Raw genomic sequence first — 21959 nt, forward strand, 5'->3', positions numbered from 1 at the left:
CGCGGCCTTCCCCGGTTACCGCTCTACGGACAACCGTACGGACGAGGAGTGCAGCATGGTCGTCAACATCAGCGGGGCACCGGTGGGTGCCGAGGAATCGACACCGGACCCGGCGCCGCCCGGGCCGGCGGGCAGGACCCGGCGGGATCTCGCGCGCGGGCTGCGCGCCTGCGCGCTCACCGCCGCCCTGATCCCGGCGATCGCCGCCTTCCGGGCCCCGCGCCCCCGATCCGGACCCGGCGCCCCCGGCGGCACGGCCTTCGCGCAGACCCACCGGGGCCGCCGCATCCGAGGCGTGTGGATGCCCGCGAGCGGCCACGGCGAGGACGGCCGGTGGCACGTCACCGTGGACGGCCGCCCGCTGCACCTGATGCGCCGCGCCGACGGCACCTGGCTGAGCATGGTCGACCACTACTGCTCCTACCCCACACCGCTCGACGCCGCCCGCGCGGCCGTCGACGCCCTCGTCCCCGGCCGGCGGCTGCGGGCGGACGGCGCGGCACACGCGCACCGGGAGGACCGTCATGGCGTACGTGCGTAAGGACGCCGCCACGCTCACGGCCACCGAGAAGCGCCGGTTCGTCAACGCGTTGCTCGAGGTCAAACGGCGCGGCGAATACGACGAGTTCGTGCGGACGCACCTCGCGTACTACTCCTCCGACGGCGAACGCGGACTGCGCACCGCGCACATGGCGCCCTCCTTCCTGCCCTGGCACCGCCGGTTCCTGCTCGATCTGGAGGAGGCCCTGCGACGGGTGGACGAGTCGGTGACCCTGCCGTACTGGGACTGGACCCGTGACCGCACGACCACCTCCGCCCCGTGGACGCAGGACCTCCTCGGGGGCAACGGCCGCCGCTCCGACCTCCAGGTGACGACGGGCCCGTTCGCCCACCGTGAGGGAAACTGGACCATCACGGTGGGGGTGACCGAGGAGGAGTTCCTCACCCGGGACCTCGGCCGCCGGAGCGCCCCGATCGGCCTGCCCGCGAAGTCCGACCTGGAGTGGGCCCTCACGGAGTCCGCCTACGACGTGTCGCCCTGGGACTCGACGGTGACACGCGGGTTCCGCAACCGGCTGGAGGGCTGGGGCACCGGGCGGGGCAGCGTTTCGTGGCGCAACCACAACCGGGTGCACCGCTGGGTCGGCGGGACCATGCTGTCCGCCACCTCCGTCAACGACCCCGTCTTCTGGCTGCACCACGCCTTCGTCGACCTGCAGTGGTACCGCTGGCAGCAGCGGCACCGCGGGGCCCGCTACCTGCCCGCCACCCCGCCGGGCCCCGGCGACGCGCAGCACGGCCGGATCGTGGCCCGGCACGAGCGGCTGCCCCCGTGGGACGTGACCCCGCACGAGCTGGAGGACGCCGGCCGGATCTACCGGTACGCGTGAGGCGGCGCGGGTTGATGCGACACGCGGGGCGCCGTGTCTTCCGATTCGTGCACAGCCGCACCACAGCATGCCGATTCTCGGGAAATTTACATAGATGGGCGTTTCGGGCCGACAAAAGCGTCACGCGTCACCTAGACTGACGACTGTCAGTGACCGACCCATTACGGGTTGTGTCCATTGCAAGAAACGGAGAGGTAATGCGCAAGATCCAGAAGGCCGCTCTCGTTGTGGCCATGCTCGGCTCGGTTGGCGCCCTCGGCGCCGGCACCGCGGTTGCCAACGACAAGCCGGACGTCAAGTTCGAGGTCGGGCACGGCGGCTGCGAGACCACGAGCGGCGACAACATCAGCGTCCTGAGCAACGTCGGCGTCGCGAACGGCCTCCTCGGCAACGGCATCCTCACCTTCGGTGACGAGGCGAGGAACGGCAGCCAGGAGCTTCCGCAGTCCGGCAACATGGTCGACTGCTCGCTGAAGGCCTTCACGGGCTGACGCCGGACAGACGACTGAGGGCAGGTCCCGGGGCGTGAGCCCCGGGGCCTCTCCCTGACATTCCTTACCAGCCCGAGCGTTGACTTCGTGCCACCTTTCCGGGGCATCCGTGCAGGGGTCGCATGGCTTCGAGACGTACGGCGCCTGGGGGGATTCACCGCAAAAAGGATAAAACCCGATGCAGAATCTGAAGAAGGCCGCAGTAGTGGCGGGACTCCTGGGGGGCTCCGTTCTGATGGGGCTTGGTACCGCCCAGGCTCACGAGGGCAAGACCGCCGCCTGCGACGGGCAGGCCAGTGACAGTCGCTGTACGCAGAGCGAGTCGCGGTACACCACCAAGGACGGCAAGCGCGTCCATGTCGTGGTCACGCGAGAAGGCTGCGAGACCGAGGGCAGCGGTAACGCCGTCGACTGCTCCGTTCGCTACCCCTGACGCGTTCAGGGGTGATGACGCTCCCCGAAGCAGCCGTGACCGCCGCTGAGCTGCGTGGGGCCTTCGCCACAGCGCCATGAGCAGTGGCCGCCCGAACGTCGGATGGCCGGACCCAGTGAATGGGTCCGGCCATCCGACGTTCGGGCGACAGGGTCGCGGACGAGGGGGCCCGGGCCGAGCGAGATCTCGGGCACCACCGGCGCGGCGTCCGTCACGCGGGCACAGGCATGCCGCCGGCCCGAACACCGGCGGCAACCGCGCACTCGACTCGGCGCCGCACGTCGGCGCCTCCGTGTCACCCGGCCGAAGACGCCGGCGACTCGACGGCGTTGCAGTACGGCAGGCCGTCGATCGGGCGATCGGTGAAGAACCGGCCGATCAGGTCCGAGGACTCCTCCCTGCGCTCGACGGTGACGAGATGGTCCGCCTCCCTGACGGTCGTGAACCGTGCCGCGGGCATCGCCGCGGCGAGCTCCCGGCCCATCTCGGGGGTGCACAGGGTGTCGTACTCCCCGGTGAACACCAGGGACGGCACGTCGGGGACGGGCAGGGTCTCGTAGCAGCCGTGCGTCAGCAGCCTCGTGTTGTGCTCGACGGCCTTCTCCAGCTCGTCCGGCGTCTGGTTCAGGAACTGCCGGTGGAGCAGGCGGGCCACGGCCGCGTGCCGGCGGACCTGGCCGGCGCCCGGGTTCGACATGAACAGCCGCACCAGCCCGCCGGCGGCCTCCTCGATCTCGCCGCGCTCGATCGCGCGCGTCAGGCGGGGGACGGCATGGGTGTAGAGCTCGGGAAAGCGCTTGGCCGCACCGCAGAACACGATGCGGGCGACGAACTCGGGGTGGAGCTGCGCGAAACGCAGCCCGACCACCTCACCGAAGCAGCCGCCGAAGAGGTTCACGCGCGGCATCCCGATCTCGACCAGCATGTGCCTGACCGCGGCGGCGAGGAAATCGATGCCGTACCGGGCGGGCAGGAAGTCGGCGGTACCGTAACCGGGGAGATCGACGGTGACCAGCGTGGCGAGCGGTGACAGGTACTTCTCGTGGCCCTGCCACGAGTACCTGTTCTGGGACGAGCCCCCGAGCAGCACCAGCGGCGCGGTCAGCGGCGCGGGCTGATGGACGATGCGGCACTCGTACGCGAAGCCCTCGAAGACGAGCCCTCGCTCCTCCACCTGTCCCGTCGCTGGTGGAACGGGCCCGGAGCATCCGGCGGCGGGCGGGTCCTGGGTGGCGATGACGGCAGTGCGCATGAGCGGCTCCGGGAAGCGGCGGAACGACGGAAAGACGGCGAACCGCTCCATGATTACCAGGAATCAGGCCATTCAGGCGTAATCACTCCATTGTGGGCGATCCTGGCTGGAGTGTTTGATTCGGGTACTGGCCGCGTGTCCCGGAACAGGACGTCGCCTCCCTCGGTGAGGGACCACCGCCGTCGTCAGCGAGCTCGGGGGGGCGGTCACGCGGTGGTGGGACGGCGCGCCGGGTCCTGCCCGGGGATGCCGCTCGCGTGGTGCGCGGCGTGCCACGCGGATCTGCGCAGATGACGTTCGGGGTCGCGGATGCCCGCGATCTCGCCCAGGCCGATGATGTACGGCCGCAGACCGGCCTGGAGTTCACGCAGGGCCCGCCGGAACTCCGCGTTCTCGGACCAGGCCGACTCGTCTTCGCCGGGGTGTGCCTCCTCGAAGGCGCGCAGCCGTGGATGCCAGGTGGCGAGGAAGGGCGCGAGCTCGAAGTTGAGGATGTCCAGGATCAGTTCGTGGACGGAGTCGCCGTTCGCCGGGGGAGGGGGAGCGCGCCGCCGGGCTGGGCAGCGCTCCGGAGGACCTGCGCGACCTGGACTGGGAGCGCACCGCGGTACCGGGCGACTTCTGCGATGTTCCGGGCCGCATCACCTTCACCTCCGGTGAGGCCATGGCGCGGTCCGGCACCTGGGGCACGGCCCATGCCGAGCACCGCCCCGAGGACGTCGTCTACGGGAACGTCCTCGGGGACTCCCGGGTCGAGGCGGCGCTGCTGGTGGGCTGCGACACCGGTGGCGAGACGGCGGGCGGCCGACTCGCCTGGGCCTACCTGGTGTTCACCAGTGAGGAGCACGAGCTGCGGCTCGTGGGCACCATCACTCCTCAGCAGTACCTGGGCGGGCACGCCAGCGCGTTCGACGGGATCGAGCTGGACTCCGGCCGGGTCACCGCCCACGAGAGCTGGCATCGGAAGAACGATCCCACCTGCTGCCCTTCGGGCAAGGCCGTCACCACATGGACCCCGGGCGACGACGGAACCCTCGAGGCGGGATCACCGCGCATCACGGCCTGACCGAGAAGGAGGGGCTGCGGCGCAGCGCGTCCGAGCCGCGTGAACGCAGCTCGGACCGTGTGGCGCCCCGGCAGGACTCGAACCTGCGGCCAAGCGCTCAGAAGGCGCTTGGTGAGATCACCGGTGCATGCCTTCTGACGCGGAACTCTTCGGGCGACGAGCGCGGAGGCGCGGCGGCTTCGACACGCATTCGGCAGGGAGGGCGTGCGACGCGTGTTCTCGGCGTTCTCTCAGGCCGAGAACGAGAGGTAACGCCGCCTCAGATGGTCGGGGTGTCGTCAACAATCGGCCGGTGAATCTCAACGACCGGCTTCCACCCCGCGGAGAACTCGATGAAGTCCGCACGGGTGGGGTAGGTGTCGATCGCGCGACGGTCACGCTTGGGGCTGTCGCTCCCCTTGCGCCCCCGGGGAATCTGCTCCTCGAAGATGTCGACCTTCACGTCGGGAACCTCCTTGAGGCCCTGGCGCCAGATCTGCACGACGTCGGCGCCGAACGCCTGCCGGGCCGCAGCGTAAAGGGCCGTGAGGGCCCCCCTGTCCCCACCGGGGACGAAAAGTGCCAGGTCCAGCACGACACCGGCGGACTGGAGGACCTCGATGGTCACCGAGCCGTTTTCGTCGGCCAAGTAGATTCCGGCTTCATTCTCGTCGTCGGGAAGGCAGGAGACCTCTTCCTGGAATATGGTTCTCGCCGTGACCGAGCCGCCCTCGAAACTCTCGCCGGACTTGGTCAGAAAAGCAGGGACGTAGCAGTCGGGAAGTTTGAGTTCTTCCGTGTCGGCGGAAACGAAGAGCCTGTCCTTCACGCCGAGCTTCGTCACTTCTTCCAGCGAGAGGCGGCGAACGGTGATCTTCTCCGTGTTCACGATTTCCCTTTCAGGTAGCACTGTCCCTCCGAACAAGGACGCTATCACGAAACTGCGAGGTCAACTGCCCAGTAATTCTTGGGTAAATGGCCCCCGATGGCCTGCACGGGAGGATACCGAAGCGAGTGCCACTCGGTCGGGAACACGCATCCGCCAGGTAGTGTCCCTCGTCTTGGTGTTGGGGATCAACTGGCGGTTGCTTTTCGGTGCGTTGGGTAGCACGGAGGAACTAAAAGAGAGTTTACGATAGATATCACCCATATCGCCCGTATCACCTTCGGGGAGGTGGTGGCGAGGTAAGGCGATCCATTCGTCGTGCATCTCGAAGAGCGCAGCGGAAAGCAACCGGAGCTCGCGGTGAGTGAATGGGTGGCCGACGCACCGCCGGCCCTGCTCGAACGGCTCGGCACGGCCGTCGACCTGGGGCCTGTCTGACAATTCCCGCCTGCCTCGCGACGCCATGCACGCACTCTCGCCGCACCGGGCGCAGAGCCAATAAGAGCGACGAGGTCGCCCCGCATAGGTCAAGGGTGGCGGTTGAGAGCCTGGCTTGGGGCGTGTTCGCTCACTTACTCAAACGTCCGGCACCAGCACGCTTCCAGCCGCTGCTGTGAAGGTCGCCTTGCACCGTTCGACCTCATCGATACGGGCTTCACACTGCCCGTCATACCCGGAGAGACTGGTCCAGCTCGAACTTCGTCGAGAAACGACTCCGGTCGCCCCCTGGCGACGCCTGCGCAGTGAGGGCACCGTCGCGGCTGGCCTGGTGCTGGTTCCTCATCGCCCTGTTCGCCTCCCTCGGCGCCAACGTCGCCACCGCCGGATTTCCCGACCTGGCCGACCCGGCCGAACCCCGATCAGGCGGCGGCGACCCTCGACTGGATACGGCGCCGGCCGCGCGGTGGAAGGCGGCTCCACGCTTTCCTCGCCACGTTGTACTACTGCGGCCCACGGCCCGAGGAGGCGGTGGCCATGCGGGTGGAGGACATCACGCTGCCCGAGCCCGATGCCGTGGACCAGTGGTGCGAGCCGCTGAGTGGGCCGGGAACAGCGTGGCTGTGCTCCTCGCCACATACGCCCGGTGCGTCGACGGGCAGTTGCCGGACCTGATACGGCGGCTCGAAGCAGCGGGTGACCTGCCAAAGATGCCCGGCGCCGGCTGATCCTCCGGACGGGAACACCGACACGTATGCGACACGGCCACCCGCGAAAACCCGGTGACAGCCGGACGGCCCCGGAGTCCGCCCTTGATCCTCAAGAGGGCGCCCGGGGCTTCGTCGTGTCGGGCGGCACTCGCTCTGACCAGCGAAAAGCCCTCCCGAGTGGGAGGGAGGAGAGTGGCGCCCCCGGCAGGACTCGAACCTGCGGCCAAGCGCTTAGAAGGCGCCTGCTCTATCCACTGAGCTACGGGGGCCGGGTGTGGTGGCCTCTGTCGCGGTGCCCGGGTCCGGGCCGGTCCTTGACGTTGCCGGAGACAAGGATAGGGCTCCCGCATCCTTGTCCCTGTTGCCTCGCCTCCGTGGCTCGATGTGGAGGTTCGGTGAAGCGGTCCTGATAATCGCAGGCAGGTACGAATCGTGCACCGTTTTTGGCCTCTCGCGCATCGGGTGTTGTGTACTCGTTATGCCTGGACTGTGCCCGTGTCTCAGTCATCCCTTCCATCCCTTGTGTCCTGTCGGCGCGCAGGCATGCTCATATGCTTCAGAATTCCCCCAAAATTGGGCATTCTTCGCATGTGGTGACCTTGGACGTACGGCCTCAGCTGCTCGACGCACTCTCCGCCCTGCGCGACCGTGTCGCCGCCGCACGCTTCCCGCTGCCCTTGGCGGGGGCCGCACGCGCGCGTGCCAACCGTGACGAACTGCTCGCCCAGCTCGACGACTACCTGGTGCCACGGCTGAGAGACCCCGAGGCGCCCCTGCTCGCCGTCGTCGGAGGGTCCACGGGGGCCGGGAAGTCCACCCTGGTGAACTCCCTCGTGGGCCGGCGGGTCAGTGAGGCGGGCGTGCTGCGGCCCACCACACGGACGCCGGTGCTCGTCTGCCACCCGGAGGACCACCACTGGTTCAGCGGCATGCGGGTGCTGCCCGACCTCACGCGCGTATGGGTGCCCCACCACCAGGACACGGCGGACGACTTGCTCCTCCCGGGTGAGAACCCCGCGCGGGTGCTGCGCGTCGAGACCGCCGACACCCTGCCGCCCGGCCTCGCCCTCCTGGACGCACCCGACATCGACTCCCTGGTGTCCGACAACCGCGTCCTCGCCGCCGAACTCATCAGCGCCGCCGACATCTGGGTCATGGTCACCACCGCCGCCCGCTACGCCGACGCCGTCCCCTGGCACATGCTGCGCACCGCCAAGGAGTACGACGTCACGCTGGTGACCGTCCTGGACCGGGTGCCCCACCAGGTCGTGTCCGAGGTGTCGCGGCAGTACGGCGCCCTGATGACCAAGGCCGGACTCGGCCACGTACCGCGCTTCACCGTGCCCGAGCTGCCCGAGTCGGCGTGGGGCGGCGGACTGCTGCCCGCCACCGCCGTGGCGGCGCTGCGGACCTGGCTCGTCCACCAGACGCTGGACCCCGCCGCGCGGCAGCACGTGATGGCCCGCACCGCGTACGGCGTCCTCGACTCCCTCAACGCCCGCATGCCCGAACTGGCGGGCGCCGCCGCCGCCCAGTACGCCGCCGCCCTGCGGCTCACCGCGGCCGTCGACGGGGCGTACGACAGCGAGCACGCGCGCGTGCGGGGCCGGTTGCAGGCCGGGGCCGTGCTCGCCGGGGACGCGCTCAAGCGGTGGCGTGCCTTCCCCCTCGACTGCACTCCGGGCGAACTCCTCGACACCCTGGTGGAGAGCCTGAGCGCGCTGCTGCTGTGCGCCGTCGCCGCCGCCGACGAGCGCGTCGACGACGCCTGGCGGCGCGAACCCGCGGCGGACGCCCCCGAACTCACCGCCCGCGACCCGGCCCCGGAGAGCGCCGAGCACCGGATCGGGCTGGCCGTACGGCGCTGGCGGCGCGAGCTCGAGGAGTACGCCGAGGACGAGGTGCGCGAGCTGGAGCGCGGTCACGCGCCCGACCCCGAGATGGTCGCCGCCCTGGTCGCCACGGTGCTGCTGGGCGGCCGGCGCGCACGCAACGCCGGGGAGGGGCTCGCCGAGCGGATCGGCGCGCACGGCGCGCTGCGGCTGCGGGACCGGGGTGGACGGCTGCTCCTCGACGTCGTGGACCGGGTGATGCACACCGAACGCGAGCGCCGGCTCGCCCCGCTCGACGCCCTCGAGGTGCACGCGGAGCCCCAGGCCGAACTCATCGCCGCGTTGTCCGTACTGCAGAAGGAGAGGTGACCGGTGACCGCCGTCACTGACCAGGACCACACCGAGCACCCCGAACACCCCGAGCGTCCCAAGCAGCACGAACACCCCGAGCACGACGCCTCCGAGGGCTCCGAAGCCGCCATGCGCACGGATTCCGGCAGCCCCTGGGACGACGGGCTGATCGCGCGGCGGGTGAACGGGAGCGCGGAGGAGGAGCAGCGCACGGTGACGGAGTCCCGGGCGTCCGGGCCGCAGACCGTGGCCCCGCTGGCGTACGGCCCGCACTTGGGGTCGCGGCTCGAAGCGCTGCGCGAGCTGGTGGGGCTCTCCCGTGCCCGGCTCGACCACCGGACCCTCGCGCCGGCGGGCCGGGTCCTCGACGAATCCGCCGCGCGGCGCAGGCTCTCCGGACAGCACACCGTCGTCGCCATCGCGGGTGCCACCGGCAGCGGCAAGTCGCAGCTGTTCAACGCCCTGGCCGGAGTGCCGATCTCGGAGACCGGCGTACGGCGGCCGACCACCGCCGCGCCCATCGCGTGCAGTTGGAGCGACGGTGCGGCGAGTCTCATCGAACGCCTCGGCATCCCGCCCCGGCTCAGGCGGCGGCCCCTGCAGGCCACGGCGGACGCGGACGAGCGGCTGCGCGGGCTGGTCCTGGTCGACCTGCCCGACCACGACTCGGCGGCCGTGCAGCACCGGGAGCAGGTGGACCGCGTGCTGGGACTGGTCGACGCGGTCATCTGGGTCGTCGACCCCGAGAAGTACGCCGACGCCATGCTCCACGAGCGCTATCTGCGGCCCATGGCGGCCCACGCGGAGGTCATGTTCGTCGTCCTCAACCAGATCGACCGGCTGCCCGGGGAGGCCGCCGAGCAGGTTCTGGACGATCTGCGGCGGCTGCTCGACGAGGACGGCATCGTGCTGGGGGAGTACGGCGAACCCGGTACGAGTGTGCTCGCCCTGTCCGCGCTCACCGGGGACGGGATGGGCGAACTGCGCGAGGCGCTCGGCCGGTTCGTGTCCGAACGCGGGGCCCCGGCCCGCCGGATCTCCGCGGACGTGGACATCGCGGCGGCACGACTCTGGCCGGTGTACGCCACCCGGCGGCGCGTCGGGCTGAGCGAGGAGGCACGCGAGGAGTTCTCGGACCGGCTCGCGGACGCCGTGGGCGCCACGGCGGCGGGCGAGGCGGCCGAACGCGCGTGGCTGCGCAACGCCAACCGTGCCTGCGGAACGCCCTGGCTGCGGCTGTGGCGCTGGTGCCAGGAGCGGAGCGAGCCGTCCACCGGCCGGGTCGCCCTGCGCGGCCAGCCCGACGAGGAGGTCACGGCCCGCCAGCGGGTGGAGCAGGCGGTGCGCACGGTGGCCGACCGGGCCTCGGCCGGGCTGCCTGCGCCCTGGGCGCAGGCGGTGCGGGAGGCGGCCACGCGCGGCTCCCAGGGTCTGCCGGAGGCGCTGGACGAGCTGGCCGTCCGCGCGGGACTGCCGCCGGGGAGGCCACCGCGGCCCGGGTGGTGGCCCTTGGCCGTACTCGTCCAGGCGTCGATGACGGTCCTTCAGTTCGTGGGCGGGCTGTGGCTGCTGGGTCAGATCATCGGGGTCACGGCGCCGAACCTCGGCGTCCCGGTGCTGCTGATGGTGATCGGCATCGTGGGCGGTCCGCTCATCGAGTGGAGCTGCCGCATCGCGGCCCGGGGGCCTGCCCGGCGGTACGGGCTGGAGGCGGAGAGACGGTTGCGGGAGGCGGCCTCGGGGTGCGGCCGGGCCCGCGTACTGGATCCGGTGGCGGCGGAGTTGTTGCGGTACCGGGAGGTGCGGGAGCAGTACGGGCGGGTCGTGGGGGTGGGTGCGGGGGGCGGGGGCGGCTAGGGAGCCACTCGTTCGGGTGGCGGAGTTCTCCACAGGCCGGCGGTGGTCCACAGCGCTCGGCGGGCCCGGCCCGGCGGAGGCAGTCTGGCTCTGCGGCGATCGCGAGACGGTTCGCGGTCACCGTGCCAGACGGCAGCCGTACGGGAGTGGCCCGTACGCGTGTCCACCCGGCGCCGGCGCGCGTGCCGGCGGGTCCGGGCAGGGAGGGAAGCGCGATGAACGAGACGATGGTGTGCGTGGTGGGCAACGTGGCGACGCGGCCGGTGTACCGGGAGACGGCGTCCGGCCCCGCGGCGAGGTTCCGGGTGGCGGTCACCTCCCGGTACTGGGACCGGGAGAAGAGCGCCTGGGCGGACGGTCACACCAACTTCTTCACGGTGTGGGCCAACCGACAGCTCGCCACCAACGCCGCGGCGTCGCTGTCGGTGGGCGAACCGGTGATCGTCCAGGGCAGGCTGAAGGTGCGCACGGAGACACGCGAGGGGCAGCAGGGCTGGATGTCGGCGGACATCGACGCGGTCGCGATCGGCCATGACCTCGCCCGCGGGACGACCGCCTTCCGCCGCGCGCAACGGCCGGAACAGACGGCCGTGCCGGACCGTTCCGAGCCCGACTGGGACAGCGCGCCGGCAGATACGACGGCCGCGAACGAGGGCGCCGGACAAAAGCCGCCGCGACCGGCCATGGTGACGTGACATCAGCGACTCGCGCTCGGTTCCGCGGACGCTGACCGAAGCGAGGCTTATCGGCAGATGTATGCCGAACCATCCCAGGTGGATTTGTCGATAAGCCCTGCTCGCGGTCGCTCCGGCGATAACGATTCCGAGTCGGATCACCGCTCCGACGCGATCACCGGCAAGCGTGGTACGCCGCCTCCTTAGGATTCCCGGCATGGCTCCCGGGACTCTCGGGGCCGGTGATTCTGCTGGTGGGACCGTCCCCCCTCGTCAACGGGTCCTGCTCGGAAGGGAATTCGGTGTTTGCTTCGTTCTCCGCGTCGTCCGCGCGCGGACGTGGGTCGGCCCGCTTCGCCGCGGGGACGCTGGTGTCCGGTTTCGTCGCCACCGCCGTACTGGCCGGTACCGGGAGAGCCGCCGCCGACGAGGGTGACGCGACGGAACCGGTGCACAGCGGAGCCGTCGCGGCCATAGGCGGGCTCAAGACCTACGGCACGGCCGTGATCCACGGCGCCGCCGGGGACCAGCAGGTGTCGGCGGGCCTGTTCGAGATGTCCGTCGAGGGCGGCGGCATGCTGCAGACGTACTGCGTCGACATCCACACGCCCACGCAGAAGGACGCCAAGTACCACGAGACCGCCTGGAGCGGGACTTCGCTGGGCACCAACGAGGATGCCGGCCGGATCCGCTGGATCCTGCAGCACTCCTACCCGCAGGTGAACGACCTCGCGGCACTCGCGAAGAAGGCCGGCGTCCGCGGCCAGCTCACGGAGCAGGACGCGGCGGCGGGCACCCAGGTGGCCATCTGGCGCCACTCCGACGACGTGGACGTGGACGCCCTCGACCCCCAGGCCGAGCAGCTCGCCGACTATCTGCAGAAGAACGCCCGCGACCAGCCGGAGCCGAAGGCGTCACTGACCCTGGACCCGCCGGCGGTCTCCGGCCGCCCGGGTGAGCGGATCGGCCCGGTGACCGTGCGCACGGACGCGCGCAGCGTGACGGTCCTGCCGCCCGCGGACGCCGCCACGAGCGGGGTGCGGATCGTCGACAGGGGCGGCGAGCCCGTCACCACCGCCGCCGACGGCAGCCAGATCTTCTTCGAGGTGCCCGAGGACGCGGCGGCGGCCACCGCGGAGCTCACCGTGCAGGCCTCGACCACGGTGCCCGTCGGCCGCGCCTTCGTCTCCGACAGCCGCAGCCAGACGCAGATCCTCGCCGGGTCCAGCGAGTCCACCGTCTCGGCGACGGCCGGCGCCACCTGGGCGCTGGAAGGGGCGATACCCGCGCTGTCCGCCCGGGAGAACTGCGCCAAGGGCGGTGTGGACCTCACCGTCGCCAACCAGGACGACGAGCCGTTCACCTTCGAGCTGGCCGGTGCGGAGCACACCGTCGCGGGTGGCGCGTCCCGCACGGTGACGGTTCCGCTGAGCGAGGACCAGCCGTACGACTTCACGGTCAAGGGGCCGGGCGGCTTCGAGCAGCGGTTCACCGGCATGCTCGACTGCCTGACGCGGGCCGCCGAGATCGGCACCACCACCCACACCCTCACCGGTTCGAACCCCACTCCCGTCGCCGGCGCCCCCACCGACACCAACCTCGCCGAGACCGGCGCCACGGACGTCACCCCGTGGATCGCCGGCACCGCCATCGCCCTGGTCGTCCTCGGCGGGGCGGGCCTGGTCATCACCGGCCGCAGGCGCGCACCTTCCGGCGACTGAGCACCGTTCCCGCGGTCCACTCGGCGACCTCGCCGACGGACTCGGATCCCACACGTCGCCGATCAGCTGTCGCACTCCGAGCGGGGACTCACCGGCCGGGCCCTTCGCGGCCCCGACGGAGCGGGCGGACAGGGATCGCTACCAGGAGCGCGACGACGACGACCGTGGCGTCGTCGTGGGGGCGCGGTACCGGTACGACGGTGCGCCGGGGCAGGCCTTGCGGCACTACGGCGAGACGGCCCGGGCCGATGGTCGGCGGCCGCAGACCGAGGCCGGCGACGCGACGGTGCCCAGGTGCGTCGCCGCCAAGCCGGTGGGAGGAACGACCGCCTACCTCGGCGTGGAGGGCCCGGACGACGGCCTTCTCCATGGGGAGATCGTCGCGGACCACGCCGACTCGCAGTGGTGCTGAACGACGACCGCGGTCGCATCATGGCCGGCCCGCGGTAAAAGCATGCGGCCTGTGTCGAACCCGACGTGGACGACCGCAGCGAAAGGGAGGCCCGCGGGCGCATACTGGGGACAATGACAAAGCCTGCTGCACTGAAGCGTCACTTGCCCACCAGCCCCTTCCAGGCCCGGGTCGTGCCGGATCCCAAGCACTTCGCCGTCGGCGACCAGGTGACACACGACATGTACGGCCTCGGCCGAGTGATCGGCGTCGAGGACGGGATCGCGGTGCTCGTGGATTTCGGCTCGGCACAAGAGCGGATCCTCAGCCCGTACGCCAAGATGACCAAGCTGTAAGACCTCTGTGCCCAGTCGCGGCACGTCAGGTCCCCCCGGGGACCTGTAGCGAAAAGGGAGACCTCTCATCGATCCGATCTCGCTGTTCTCCGCTCCGGAAGGGGCACCCCGCTGCTCCGCCACGGCATCCCCGCCTCCCACGACGAACCCCTTCCGGGCCCCCGACTTCGGGGACAGCGAAGGCGTCGTATTCGAGGACGGGCAAGGACACGTCCCAGGCATGAGTGCAGCGTGACCCGAGGTAGCCGGCTCCCACCGAAGCAGCAGGCTTCTGCCGTCCACAGCTGACATCAACGACGCCGGACGGGGGGTGTACACCCGCGTCCCTGTCCGGCCGTCGCGCAGATCACGAGGTCGAGGTCCGGGTGGTCCCTCGGCCGTCCGCGGGCCGTGCGCTTGCTGATCTCACCCTGCCGCACGCCGCACGCCGCATGTCGCACCCGGCGACGAGGTCGACCACGGCCCGGTACCGCTCGGGCAGCCCGCCGCGTACGCCGAATACCTGCTCAGCGGACCACGCATGCACGCGTGACGGCGCGGGGCGAGGTGCCGTGACCGATCGTGACCGATCGAGCGCTATGAACGGGCAGACAGGGAGGCGAACAGCATTGCTCCGCCACCGAGGATCAGGATCTGCACCGTGCCAGGTATGTGCCATCGCACGGCCAGAAGACCACCACCTGTGACCGCAGCACCGCCAGCCAGGCACCACATCGCTCGCCACGCGAACCGCGGCGCCTCCGGCGTATTGCCTCCGTTGTATCCATCGGCCCAGCCGTGGATTCCATAGCCGTACAACAGCAGCGCGACGGCCAGGAGGTCGATGACGAGCAGTGCAATGCCGACCCCGACCTGCGGGCCGGTCGACGGATTGCTCACGCGCTCCACCTCCCCCCACCATTCCGCTTGAAGGCGACTGACCATCGATCGCCACGCGACCCAGCATCGTGGCCCCATCGGCGCTTCACATGAGCACGTGTACTCAGATGCCCCCGCTCGCGTCCCGGCCGGCAGCCGACGAGTGATCTCAGCCGGGCCGTAACCGGGCCGTCCCCGGACCGTGCGAGGGGGCCCGAGGGGACTGGACGGCGACCGGCGGTGACAGGCGACGCGCGGTCGACGTCCGTGAAACCGCAGGTCGGGGCCCCCGCGCCGAACGCGTTTCCCCCCAGGGGTAGCGGTCGGGCAAGATGGGGTGTATCTGCCCACTGCCAGATTTCAAGCTGCCGGACGGTTTCTCTTGGCTGAGTACATTTACACCATGCGCAAGGCGCGCAAAGCGCACGGCGACAAGGTGATCCTCGACGACGTCACCCTGAGCTTCCTGCCGGGGGCGAAGATCGGTGTCGTCGGCCCGAACGGCGCGGGTAAGTCAACCGTTCTGAAGATCATGGCGGGGCTGGAACAGCCGTCGAACGGTGACGCCTTCCTTTCTCCCGGTTACACCGTGGGCATCCTGCTCCAGGAGCCCCCGCTGAACGAGGACAAGACCGTCCTGGAGAACGTCCAGGAGGGTGTCGCCGAGGTCAAGGGCAAGCTCGACCGGTTCAACGAGATCGCCGAGCAGATGGCGACCGAGTACACCGACGAGCTCATGGACGAGATGGGCAAGCTGCAGGAGCAGCTCGACCACGCCAACGCCTGGGACCTCGACGCCCAGCTGGAGCAGGCCATGGACGCCCTGGGCTGCCCGCCCGGCGACTGGCCGGTCGCCAACCTCTCCGGTGGCGAGAAGCGCCGGGTGGCGCTGTGCAAGCTGCTGCTGGAGGCGCCCGACCTGCTGCTCCTCGACGAGCCCACCAACCACCTCGACGCCGAGTCGGTGAACTGGCTGGAGCAGCACCTCGCCAAGTACGAGGGCACCGTCGTGGCCGTCACCCACGACCGGTACTTCCTGGACAACGTCGCCGGGTGGATCTGCGAGGTCGACCGCGGCCGGCTGCACGGCTACGAGGGCAACTACTCCAAGTACCTGGAGACCAAGGCCACCCGCCTCAAGGTCGAGGGCCAGAAGGACGCCAAGCGGCAGAAGCGGCTCAAGGACGAGCTCGAGTGGGTGCGGTCCAACGCCAAGGGGCGTCAGGCCAAGTCCAAGGCGCGTCTGGCCCGGTACGAGGAGATGGCGGCCGAGGCCGACAAGATGCGGAAGCTGGACTTCGAGGAGATCCAGATCCCGCCGGGCCCGCGGCTGGGCAGTGTGGTCGTCGAGGTCAACAACCTCAGCAAGGGCTTCGGCGAGAAGGTCCTGATCGACGACCTCAGCTTCACCCTGCCGAGGAACGGGATCGTCGGGGTCATCGGGCCGAACGGCGCCGGCAAGACCACCCTGTTCAAGATGATCCAGGGGATCGAGGAGCCCGACTCCGGCTCCATCAAGGTCGGCGAGACGGTCAAGATCTCCTACGTCGACCAGAGCCGCGAGAACATCGACCCGAAGAAGACGCTGTGGGCCGTCGTCTCCGACGAGCTCGACTACATCAACGTCGGCCAGGTCGAGATGCCGTCGCGGGCGTACGTCTCCGCGTTCGGGTTCAAGGGCCCGGACCAGCAGAAGCCCGCGGGCGTGCTGTCCGGCGGTGAGCGCAACCGGCTCAACCTCGCGCTCACCCTCAAGCAGGGCGGCAACCTGCTGCTCCTCGACGAGCCGACGAACGACCTCGACGTCGAGACCCTCTCCAGCCTGGAGAACGCGCTGCTGGAGTTCCCCGGCTGCGCCGTGGTCGTCTCCCACGACCGGTGGTTCCTGGACCGCGTCGCCACGCACATCCTCGCCTACGAGGGTGACTCCAAGTGGTTCTGGTTCGAGGGCAACTTCGAGTCGTACGAGAAGAACAAGATCGAGCGGCTCGGTCCGGACGCCGCGCGTCCGCACCGCGCCACCTACAAGAAGCTGACCCGGGGCTGATCTCTTGCGGCACATCTACCGCTGCCCGCTGCGCTGGGCGGACATGGACGCGTACGGCCACGTCAACAACGTGGTGTTCCTCCGCTACCTGGAGGAAGCCCGTATCGACTTCCTGTTCCGCCCGGATAAGGACTTCAAGCAGGGGTCCGTGGTGGCGCGGCACGAGATCGACTACAAGCGGCAGCTCGTCCACCGGCACTCACCCGTGGACATCGAGCTGTGGATCACGGAGATAAGGGCGGCGTCCTTCACCATCACCTACGAGGTGAAGGACGGCGACGACCAAATCTATGTCCGCGCCTCGACGGTCATCGTGCCGTTCGACTTCGAGACGCAGCGCCCGCGCCGGATCACCGAGGAGGAGCGCGAGTTCCTCCGGGAGTACATGGACGACCCCGTGGGCGCCGAGGAGAAGGCCGTCGCCGCATGACGGTGCTCCATCTGGCCGACGAGGGGGAGGCAGCGGATCTCGCGGCCTTCCTCTCCCGGCTGCTGCACTACGACCGTTCGGCCGCGGTGCGGTTGCAGGCGGCCGGCACGGCGCTCGCCGTCTTCGGCCGGCCGCCCTCCTTCGAGGTGCTCGCGATCCGCGCCGTACGCCTCGCCAAGCCCTACGAGAACGGCCTGGACGTCACGCTGGACGTGACCGTGTCCGCCGGTGAGCTGCTGGAGTCGGTGGACGAGTCCGCCGCCACGGCGGCCGTGCCGGGTGCGGTGACCGGGCCGCCGTGGGCCGGGGTGCTGCCGCCGCGCGGCGGCTGGCGGGCCGAGCCCGGACTGCCGGCGTCCCAGGAGCTGCGGGCGCTCGTCGCCGCGTCGGTGACGGAGTTCCGTTCCCGTACGGGCGAGTTGTCGCCCGAGCGGCGTACCCGGGCCGAGCTCGACCGGATCGGGCGGGAGATCTGGTCCCGCACGGTCGGGGAGACCGGCCTGCCGGTGCGGGCGGTGCACGCCGCCCAGTCGTTCGGGTTCCTGCGGGGAGAGGAGCGGGGGCTGTTCTCCTCGGGCGCCTGGCTCCGGTTGCGCACGCCGTACGGGTCGGTCGCCGTGCGCCGGGCCGGACTGGGGGCGCTGGGCCTCAGCGTGCGCTGAGACAGCCCGGTGCGTCCGTTCGGTTGCGTTCGGCGAGATCGTCCGACGTGTCCGCTCGGTCCTGTTTCGGTGAGACCGCCTGGCGCGTCCGCTCGGTTCCGTTCGGTGAGACCGCCCGGCGTGTCCGCTCGGTCCTGTTCGGTGGCACCGCCCGGTGCGTCCGCTCAGTCCCGTTCGCTGTCGTCCGGGCGGACGGCGATGTGGTCGGGTTCCAGTTCCAGTGCCACGCGGTCGCGCATGCCCAGGGCCCGCGTGTACTCGGCGGGCAGCTGGAGGCGGCCCGCGCGGTCGAGCATGGCGTACTCGCGGGCCACGACCGTCTCGTGGCCCGTGGTGGCGTCGACCTCGCTGCGGCGCAGCACCTCCGTGGAGGTACGGCCGTCGCGGATGGCGACCGTGCGGCGGACCTCGCTCGCCACCGCCTGGTCGTGGGTGACGATCACGATGGTCGTGCCGAGCCGCTCGTTGGCGGTGCGGAACGCGGCGAAGACCTGTTCCGCGGTGTGGGAGTCGAGTTCGCCGGTGGGTTCGTCGGCGAGCAGCACCGACGGATCGCCCGCGAGGGCCACGGTGATGGCGACGCGCTGCTGCTGCCCGCCGGACATCTCGTGCGGGCGGCGGTCCCGGCAGTCGGCGACCTCCAGCAACTCCAGCAGCTCCAGGACGCGTTCGGCACGGGCCCGGCGCGCGCCGCGGGACCGGCCGCGGAAGCCGGCGAGCTGCATCGGCAGGGCGACGTTCTGCGCCGACGTCAGATACGGCAGCAGGTTGCGGGAGGTCTGCTGCCAGACGAAGCCGACGACCTCACGGCGGTAGGCGAGACGGTCCCTGGCGGTCATCGTGAGCAGATCACGGCCGGCCACGCGGGCCGCGCCGGCCGTCGGGGTGTCCAGGCCGGCCAGGATGTTCATCAGGGTGGACTTGCCGCTGCCGGAGGCACCCACGAGGGCCATCAACTCGCCCTCGCGCACCAGGAGGTCGAGTCCCTGGAGCGCCTGCACCTCCACACCGTCCGCGGTGAAGACGCGGACCAGGCGGTCGCAGGTGATGAGCGCGTCATGGCCGTAGGCCGGACGGTCGCGGTCGGCGGTGACCCGGTCGGCGAGCTCGGCCAGCGTGGGATGCGAGGTCATCGGGGGTCCTCCTGGGGAAGAAGTCGGCGGGACACGGAAACGGGCGGCGGGGGGGGTCACCGGGCATCCCCCGCCCTCAGTTCCCGCACCGACCCCCTGCGCCCCGTCCACCACGCCTGTGCCGCCGCGATGCCGACGGTCAGGGCCACCACCGCCAGTGCCGGCACCAGCAGCGACACCGGGTCGGTGCGCAGCACCGCACGCCCCGCCGGTGAGGTGGAGGCGGAGACGGCGACGGTCGTCAGATCGATACCGGGTGCCAGCAGCCGGATGGCGGCCCAGGCCGTGACGGTGCCGCCGACCGCGGCGAGCAACGCCTGCGGCAGGGACTCCAGGACGAGCAGCCGGCGGCCCTGGGCGCGGGTGAGGCCCATGGTGCGCAGCCGGGCCAGGAGCGCGGCGCGTTCGGGGGCGGCCCGCAGCAGGGTCAGCAGCAGGGAGAGGACCGCGTACCCGGTGCCCGCCGCGACCGCCGCCGTGTAGACCCGCTCGGCGCCGGACTGCAGGGGCGAGTCGACGTACCGCGCGAACTGCTCCGACCGGAGCTGGACCCGGGCGGTACCGCCCGCCGCCTCGCGCAGCGCGCCCGCGTCCGGGTGGTCGCCGGTCACCAGCAGCGCGGTCGGGCGGGCGGAGCCGCCGGGCAGCCCGGAGCGGTCCACGACCAGGAACTCCTGCCCGACGAGCGCCGGGGTCCGCTCGCGCACCCCCACGATCCGTACGGTGATGTAGCCGCCGTCGTCCAGACGCACCGGGAACGGCCGGGTGCCGTAGCGGTCGGCGACCTCGGGGGAGGCGAGGGCGGGCAGGGCCTCGGCACCGGACGCCTTCAGCTCGCCCGGGTCGAAGGCGCCGATGTCCGTATGCCGGGCGAGGGCCGCGTAGCCGGCCGGGTCGACACCGGCCACGGGCACGGTCAGCCTGCCGTCCGAGGGATGGGCGTAGTAGGCGACGCTCACGGCGGTGACGTCCTGCACGCCGGGTGCGCTGCGGACCTGCTTGGCCAGGCCCGACGGCAACGCCTGCAGCCCCTCGACGCGGGCGTCGGCGCCGACGGCGAGCACGGCCGCGCGGTCCCTCGCGTCGGCCACACCGGTGAGGACGGAACCGCCGAAGGCGGCGGTGGTCAGCGCGGTCAGCAGCGCCAGCAGGGGCAGCACCGCGGACGCGGACGTACGGCCCGCGCGGGCCAGCGACAGCGGGCCGGCCACGCCCCGCAGCCGCCCGGCGGGGCGGGCCAGCCCGCGCAGCGGCAGCGGGTACAGGCGCACCAGCACCAGGGCCGCGACCATGCCCACCAGCACTGGCGCCAGGGACACCAGATGGTCCCCGGACGCCTGCTGCCCGTTTGAGGTGCCGCGCGTGCGCAGCGCCACGATCGCGCCCACCGCCAGGGTGAGCAGGGTGAGTTCGGCGACGGTGCGACGGCGTGACGGGCGGGCCGAGGCCAGGTCGTCGCGGGCGGCGTGCACACCTGCCGCGCGGTGCGCGGTGACGGCCCGCGACGGCAGCGCCACGCAGGCGAGGAGGGCGGTGGCGCCGGCGGCGGCCACGGCGTACGGCAGTCGGGGGCCGGGGACGGTGAGCCGGGCGGCGGCCAGTCCGAAGGCGGCGGCCGGCACGGCGACCACCGCGGTCTCCGCCAGCAGCCGGCCGGCGAGTCCGCGCAGGGAGGCGCCGCGGGCACGCAGCAGGGCGAGTTCGGTGCGGCGCCGGTCGGCGGCGAGACCGCCCGCCATGAGCAGGACCACGGCCGCGACCGTGGCGGTGCCGAAGGCGGCGACGGCGACCAGCGGGCCGATGGCGGACCGCAGTCCGGTGTACTCGGCGAACACCTCGTCGAGCGCGGTGTCCGACTCCACGGCCGGGGAGGCGGCCGCACGCGCCCGCTGCAGCAGCGGGCCGGCCTCCAGGGAGGCGACGGCCGACGTCAGCCGGGGGAGGTCGTGGCCGTGCAGCGTGGAGACCTCGGGGGCCAGCATCCAGTACCGCTCGGGGCTCCCGGCCGTGCCCAGCATCGCCGGGGCCGCGTCCGGGGGCAGCAGCAGCGCGGCGACCCAGAACACGCTGCGCTGCGGGTCGCCGGGGACGTTCGCCAGACTGGGGCTGCGCAGCACGGGCGTGGTCGACCAGTACGCCTCCCGGGGCGCGCGCGGCTCGACGATGCCGGTGACGCGCACCGCGAGCGGGGCGCGCTCCACACCGGGCACGTGGAGGACGGAGCCCACCTCGATGTTCAGCTCGCGGGCCGTCTCGGTGCTGACGGCGGCCTCGACCGCCGTGGTCGCCGCGGTGGTGTCGTGCGGGGCCTTCGGCAGCCGGCCCGCCCGCAGCCGGGCGTGGTCGGCGAGCCCGTTCTGCGCCACGAGGTGGAACTGCGGGGGCAGCCCGTCCGGCCGGGCCAGCCACGGGTCCCGAACCTGCAGCCGCCGGGTGGTGCGCACGCCGTGGGCGGACTGGTCCGGGTCGAGGGGGAGGGAGCGTCCGGCCGACGCGAGGATCCTGGCGTAGGGGTCGCGCACCGCGTCCTGGCGCAGTTCGGCCTCCCGCTCGCGCTGCGGCAGGGTGAAGTCGGCCTGGGTGGTGTACAGCTGGACGGTGGTGCGGCCGGGTCCGGCCATCTCCAGGGCGCGGCGCAGTCCCGCGTCGCCGTACCGGTCGACCGCGAGCGGCAGCGCGGCGGCCAGGAACGCGGTCACCGCGACCAGCACCGCCAGAGCCGCCGCCGCACCGGGAGCCGACCGCAGCCGGGTACGCACCCAGGGCGCGACCACCCGCGACCGCCTCGGAGCACGGACGGTCACGTCACTCACCTCCCCGATCCGCGGCGCCATGACCGGGTCCGTTCCGCGCGGTGCCGGTACGGGCGTGCGGTGCGGTGCCGGTACGGGCGGGGAGGGCGGCGGCCTGGAACGCGGTCACCGCGGCGGGCGGCGCGACGCCGTCGCGGCGGCGGGTCCGTGGCCCGGGGGCGTTCGCCGGGGGCCTCGGGGCCGGGACC

The 21959-nt window shown here is 71.6% G+C and carries 19 protein-coding genes, 2 tRNA genes and 1 pseudogene; 15 read left to right on the forward strand and 7 right to left on the reverse strand.

All coding sequences use genetic code 11. The annotated features are described in order from the left end of the window. Positions 1-55: 55 nt before the first annotated feature. The 4 genes from IE178_RS01485 (at position 56) to IE178_RS01500 (ending at position 2315) form a co-directional block, all read left to right on the forward strand. The gene (locus IE178_RS01485) at positions 56-541 is read left to right on the forward strand and encodes a tyrosinase family oxidase copper chaperone (RefSeq protein WP_193511002.1); all 486 of its coding nucleotides are present in this window, start codon (positions 56-58) and stop codon (positions 539-541) included. Then, complete coding sequence (locus tag IE178_RS01490) at positions 525-1391, forward strand: tyrosinase family protein (protein ID WP_193511003.1); 867 nt, start codon at positions 525-527, stop codon at positions 1389-1391. Before IE178_RS01485 ends, IE178_RS01490 begins: the two co-directional genes overlap by 17 nt. Positions 1392-1588: 197 nt before the next feature. Then, the gene (locus tag IE178_RS01495) at positions 1589-1882 is read left to right on the forward strand and encodes a hypothetical protein (protein WP_193511004.1); all 294 of its coding nucleotides are present in this window, start codon (positions 1589-1591) and stop codon (positions 1880-1882) included. Between the two features lie 178 nt (positions 1883-2060). Then, positions 2061-2315 carry a hypothetical protein gene (locus IE178_RS01500; RefSeq protein WP_193511005.1) on the forward strand — a complete coding sequence of 85 codons (255 nt, stop codon included), beginning with the start codon at positions 2061-2063 and terminating at the stop codon, positions 2313-2315. A 295-nt stretch (positions 2316-2610) separates the two neighbouring features. Here the strand turns inward: IE178_RS01500 and IE178_RS01505 are convergent, their stop codons facing one another. Further along, positions 2611-3567 carry an alpha/beta fold hydrolase gene (locus tag IE178_RS01505; protein ID WP_318279777.1) on the reverse strand — a complete coding sequence of 319 codons (957 nt, stop codon included), beginning with the start codon at positions 3565-3567 and terminating at the stop codon, positions 2611-2613. A 664-nt stretch (positions 3568-4231) separates the two neighbouring features. Here IE178_RS01505 and IE178_RS01510 point away from each other — a divergent pair. Further along, positions 4232-4633, forward strand: coding sequence for a hypothetical protein (locus IE178_RS01510; RefSeq protein WP_193511007.1), 402 nt, complete (start codon positions 4232-4234; stop codon positions 4631-4633). 60 nt (positions 4634-4693) lie between these two features. On the opposite strand, the gene IE178_RS01515 is transcribed toward IE178_RS01510, so the two are convergent. Beyond that, positions 4694-4774 (reverse strand) — tRNA-Arg (locus IE178_RS01515). A 118-nt stretch (positions 4775-4892) separates the two neighbouring features. Further along, positions 4893-5501, reverse strand: coding sequence for a hypothetical protein (locus tag IE178_RS01520; protein ID WP_193511008.1), 609 nt, complete (start codon positions 5499-5501; stop codon positions 4893-4895). A gap of 715 nt (positions 5502-6216) precedes the next feature. Here IE178_RS01520 and IE178_RS35645 point away from each other — a divergent pair. Further along, positions 6217-6355: pseudogene (locus IE178_RS35645) on the forward strand (DUF2637 domain-containing protein); the annotation flags it as partial. A 484-nt stretch (positions 6356-6839) separates the two neighbouring features. Here IE178_RS35645 and IE178_RS01525 read toward each other — a convergent pair. Continuing rightward, positions 6840-6915, reverse strand: a tRNA-Arg gene (locus tag IE178_RS01525). Positions 6916-7236: 321 nt separating this feature from the next. Between IE178_RS01525 and IE178_RS01530 the strand changes: the two genes are divergently transcribed. The 6 genes from IE178_RS01530 (at position 7237) to IE178_RS01555 (ending at position 13828) form a co-directional block, all read left to right on the forward strand. Continuing rightward, the gene (locus IE178_RS01530) at positions 7237-8847 is read left to right on the forward strand and encodes a dynamin family protein (protein ID WP_184760557.1); all 1611 of its coding nucleotides are present in this window, start codon (positions 7237-7239) and stop codon (positions 8845-8847) included. Positions 8848-8850: 3 nt separating this feature from the next. Further along, positions 8851-10686, forward strand: coding sequence for a YfjP family GTPase (locus tag IE178_RS01535; RefSeq protein ID WP_193511009.1), 1836 nt, complete (start codon positions 8851-8853; stop codon positions 10684-10686). A 215-nt stretch (positions 10687-10901) separates the two neighbouring features. Beyond that, the gene (locus tag IE178_RS01540; protein WP_193511010.1) at positions 10902-11381 is read left to right on the forward strand and encodes a single-stranded DNA-binding protein; all 480 of its coding nucleotides are present in this window, start codon (positions 10902-10904) and stop codon (positions 11379-11381) included. 281 nt (positions 11382-11662) lie between these two features. Then, on the forward strand, positions 11663-13081 hold the full coding sequence (locus IE178_RS01545) for a Cys-Gln thioester bond-forming surface protein (RefSeq protein ID WP_193511011.1): 1419 nt from the start codon (positions 11663-11665) through the stop codon (positions 13079-13081). A gap of 175 nt (positions 13082-13256) precedes the next feature. Next, positions 13257-13493, forward strand: coding sequence for a hypothetical protein (locus tag IE178_RS01550; protein WP_193511012.1), 237 nt, complete (start codon positions 13257-13259; stop codon positions 13491-13493). Positions 13494-13606: 113 nt separating this feature from the next. Beyond that, positions 13607-13828, forward strand: coding sequence for a hypothetical protein (locus tag IE178_RS01555; RefSeq protein WP_184760561.1), 222 nt, complete (start codon positions 13607-13609; stop codon positions 13826-13828). A 576-nt stretch (positions 13829-14404) separates the two neighbouring features. On the opposite strand, the gene IE178_RS01560 is transcribed toward IE178_RS01555, so the two are convergent. Beyond that, positions 14405-14707 (reverse strand): hypothetical protein, encoded by a 303-nt coding sequence (locus IE178_RS01560; RefSeq protein WP_318279778.1) that lies wholly within the window; start codon positions 14705-14707, stop codon positions 14405-14407. A gap of 361 nt (positions 14708-15068) precedes the next feature. On the opposite strand from IE178_RS01560, the gene ettA reads away from it, so the two are divergent. Genes ettA through IE178_RS01575 form a run of 3 tightly spaced genes read left to right on the forward strand, consistent with a single transcriptional unit; the run spans position 15069 to position 17825 of the window. Continuing rightward, the gene (gene ettA / locus IE178_RS01565; RefSeq protein WP_184760563.1) at positions 15069-16733 is read left to right on the forward strand and encodes an energy-dependent translational throttle protein EttA; all 1665 of its coding nucleotides are present in this window, start codon (positions 15069-15071) and stop codon (positions 16731-16733) included. Positions 16734-16737: 4 nt separating this feature from the next. Then, positions 16738-17163 (forward strand): acyl-CoA thioesterase, encoded by a 426-nt coding sequence (locus IE178_RS01570; RefSeq protein WP_184760564.1) that lies wholly within the window; start codon positions 16738-16740, stop codon positions 17161-17163. Then, positions 17160-17825 carry a DUF8185 domain-containing protein gene (locus tag IE178_RS01575; protein WP_193511014.1) on the forward strand — a complete coding sequence of 222 codons (666 nt, stop codon included), beginning with the start codon at positions 17160-17162 and terminating at the stop codon, positions 17823-17825. The genes IE178_RS01570 and IE178_RS01575 overlap by 4 nt, the downstream gene beginning before the upstream one ends. 164 nt (positions 17826-17989) lie before the next feature. Here the strand turns inward: IE178_RS01575 and IE178_RS01580 are convergent, their stop codons facing one another. Together IE178_RS01580 and IE178_RS01585 are read right to left on the reverse strand one after the other, a co-directional pair. After that, entirely contained in the window at positions 17990-18958 is a 969-nt protein-coding gene (locus tag IE178_RS01580) for an ABC transporter ATP-binding protein (protein ID WP_193511015.1), read from the reverse strand. Positions 18959-19014: 56 nt separating this feature from the next. Further along, positions 19015-21792, reverse strand: a complete 2778-nt coding sequence (locus tag IE178_RS01585; protein WP_193511016.1) for an FtsX-like permease family protein — start codon at positions 21790-21792, stop codon at positions 19015-19017. Positions 21793-21959: the final 167 nt, after the last annotated feature.

It is taken from the genome of Streptomyces griseoloalbus (assembly GCA_014650015.1).
Taxonomy (GTDB): domain Bacteria; phylum Actinomycetota; class Actinomycetes; order Streptomycetales; family Streptomycetaceae; genus Streptomyces; species Streptomyces griseoloalbus.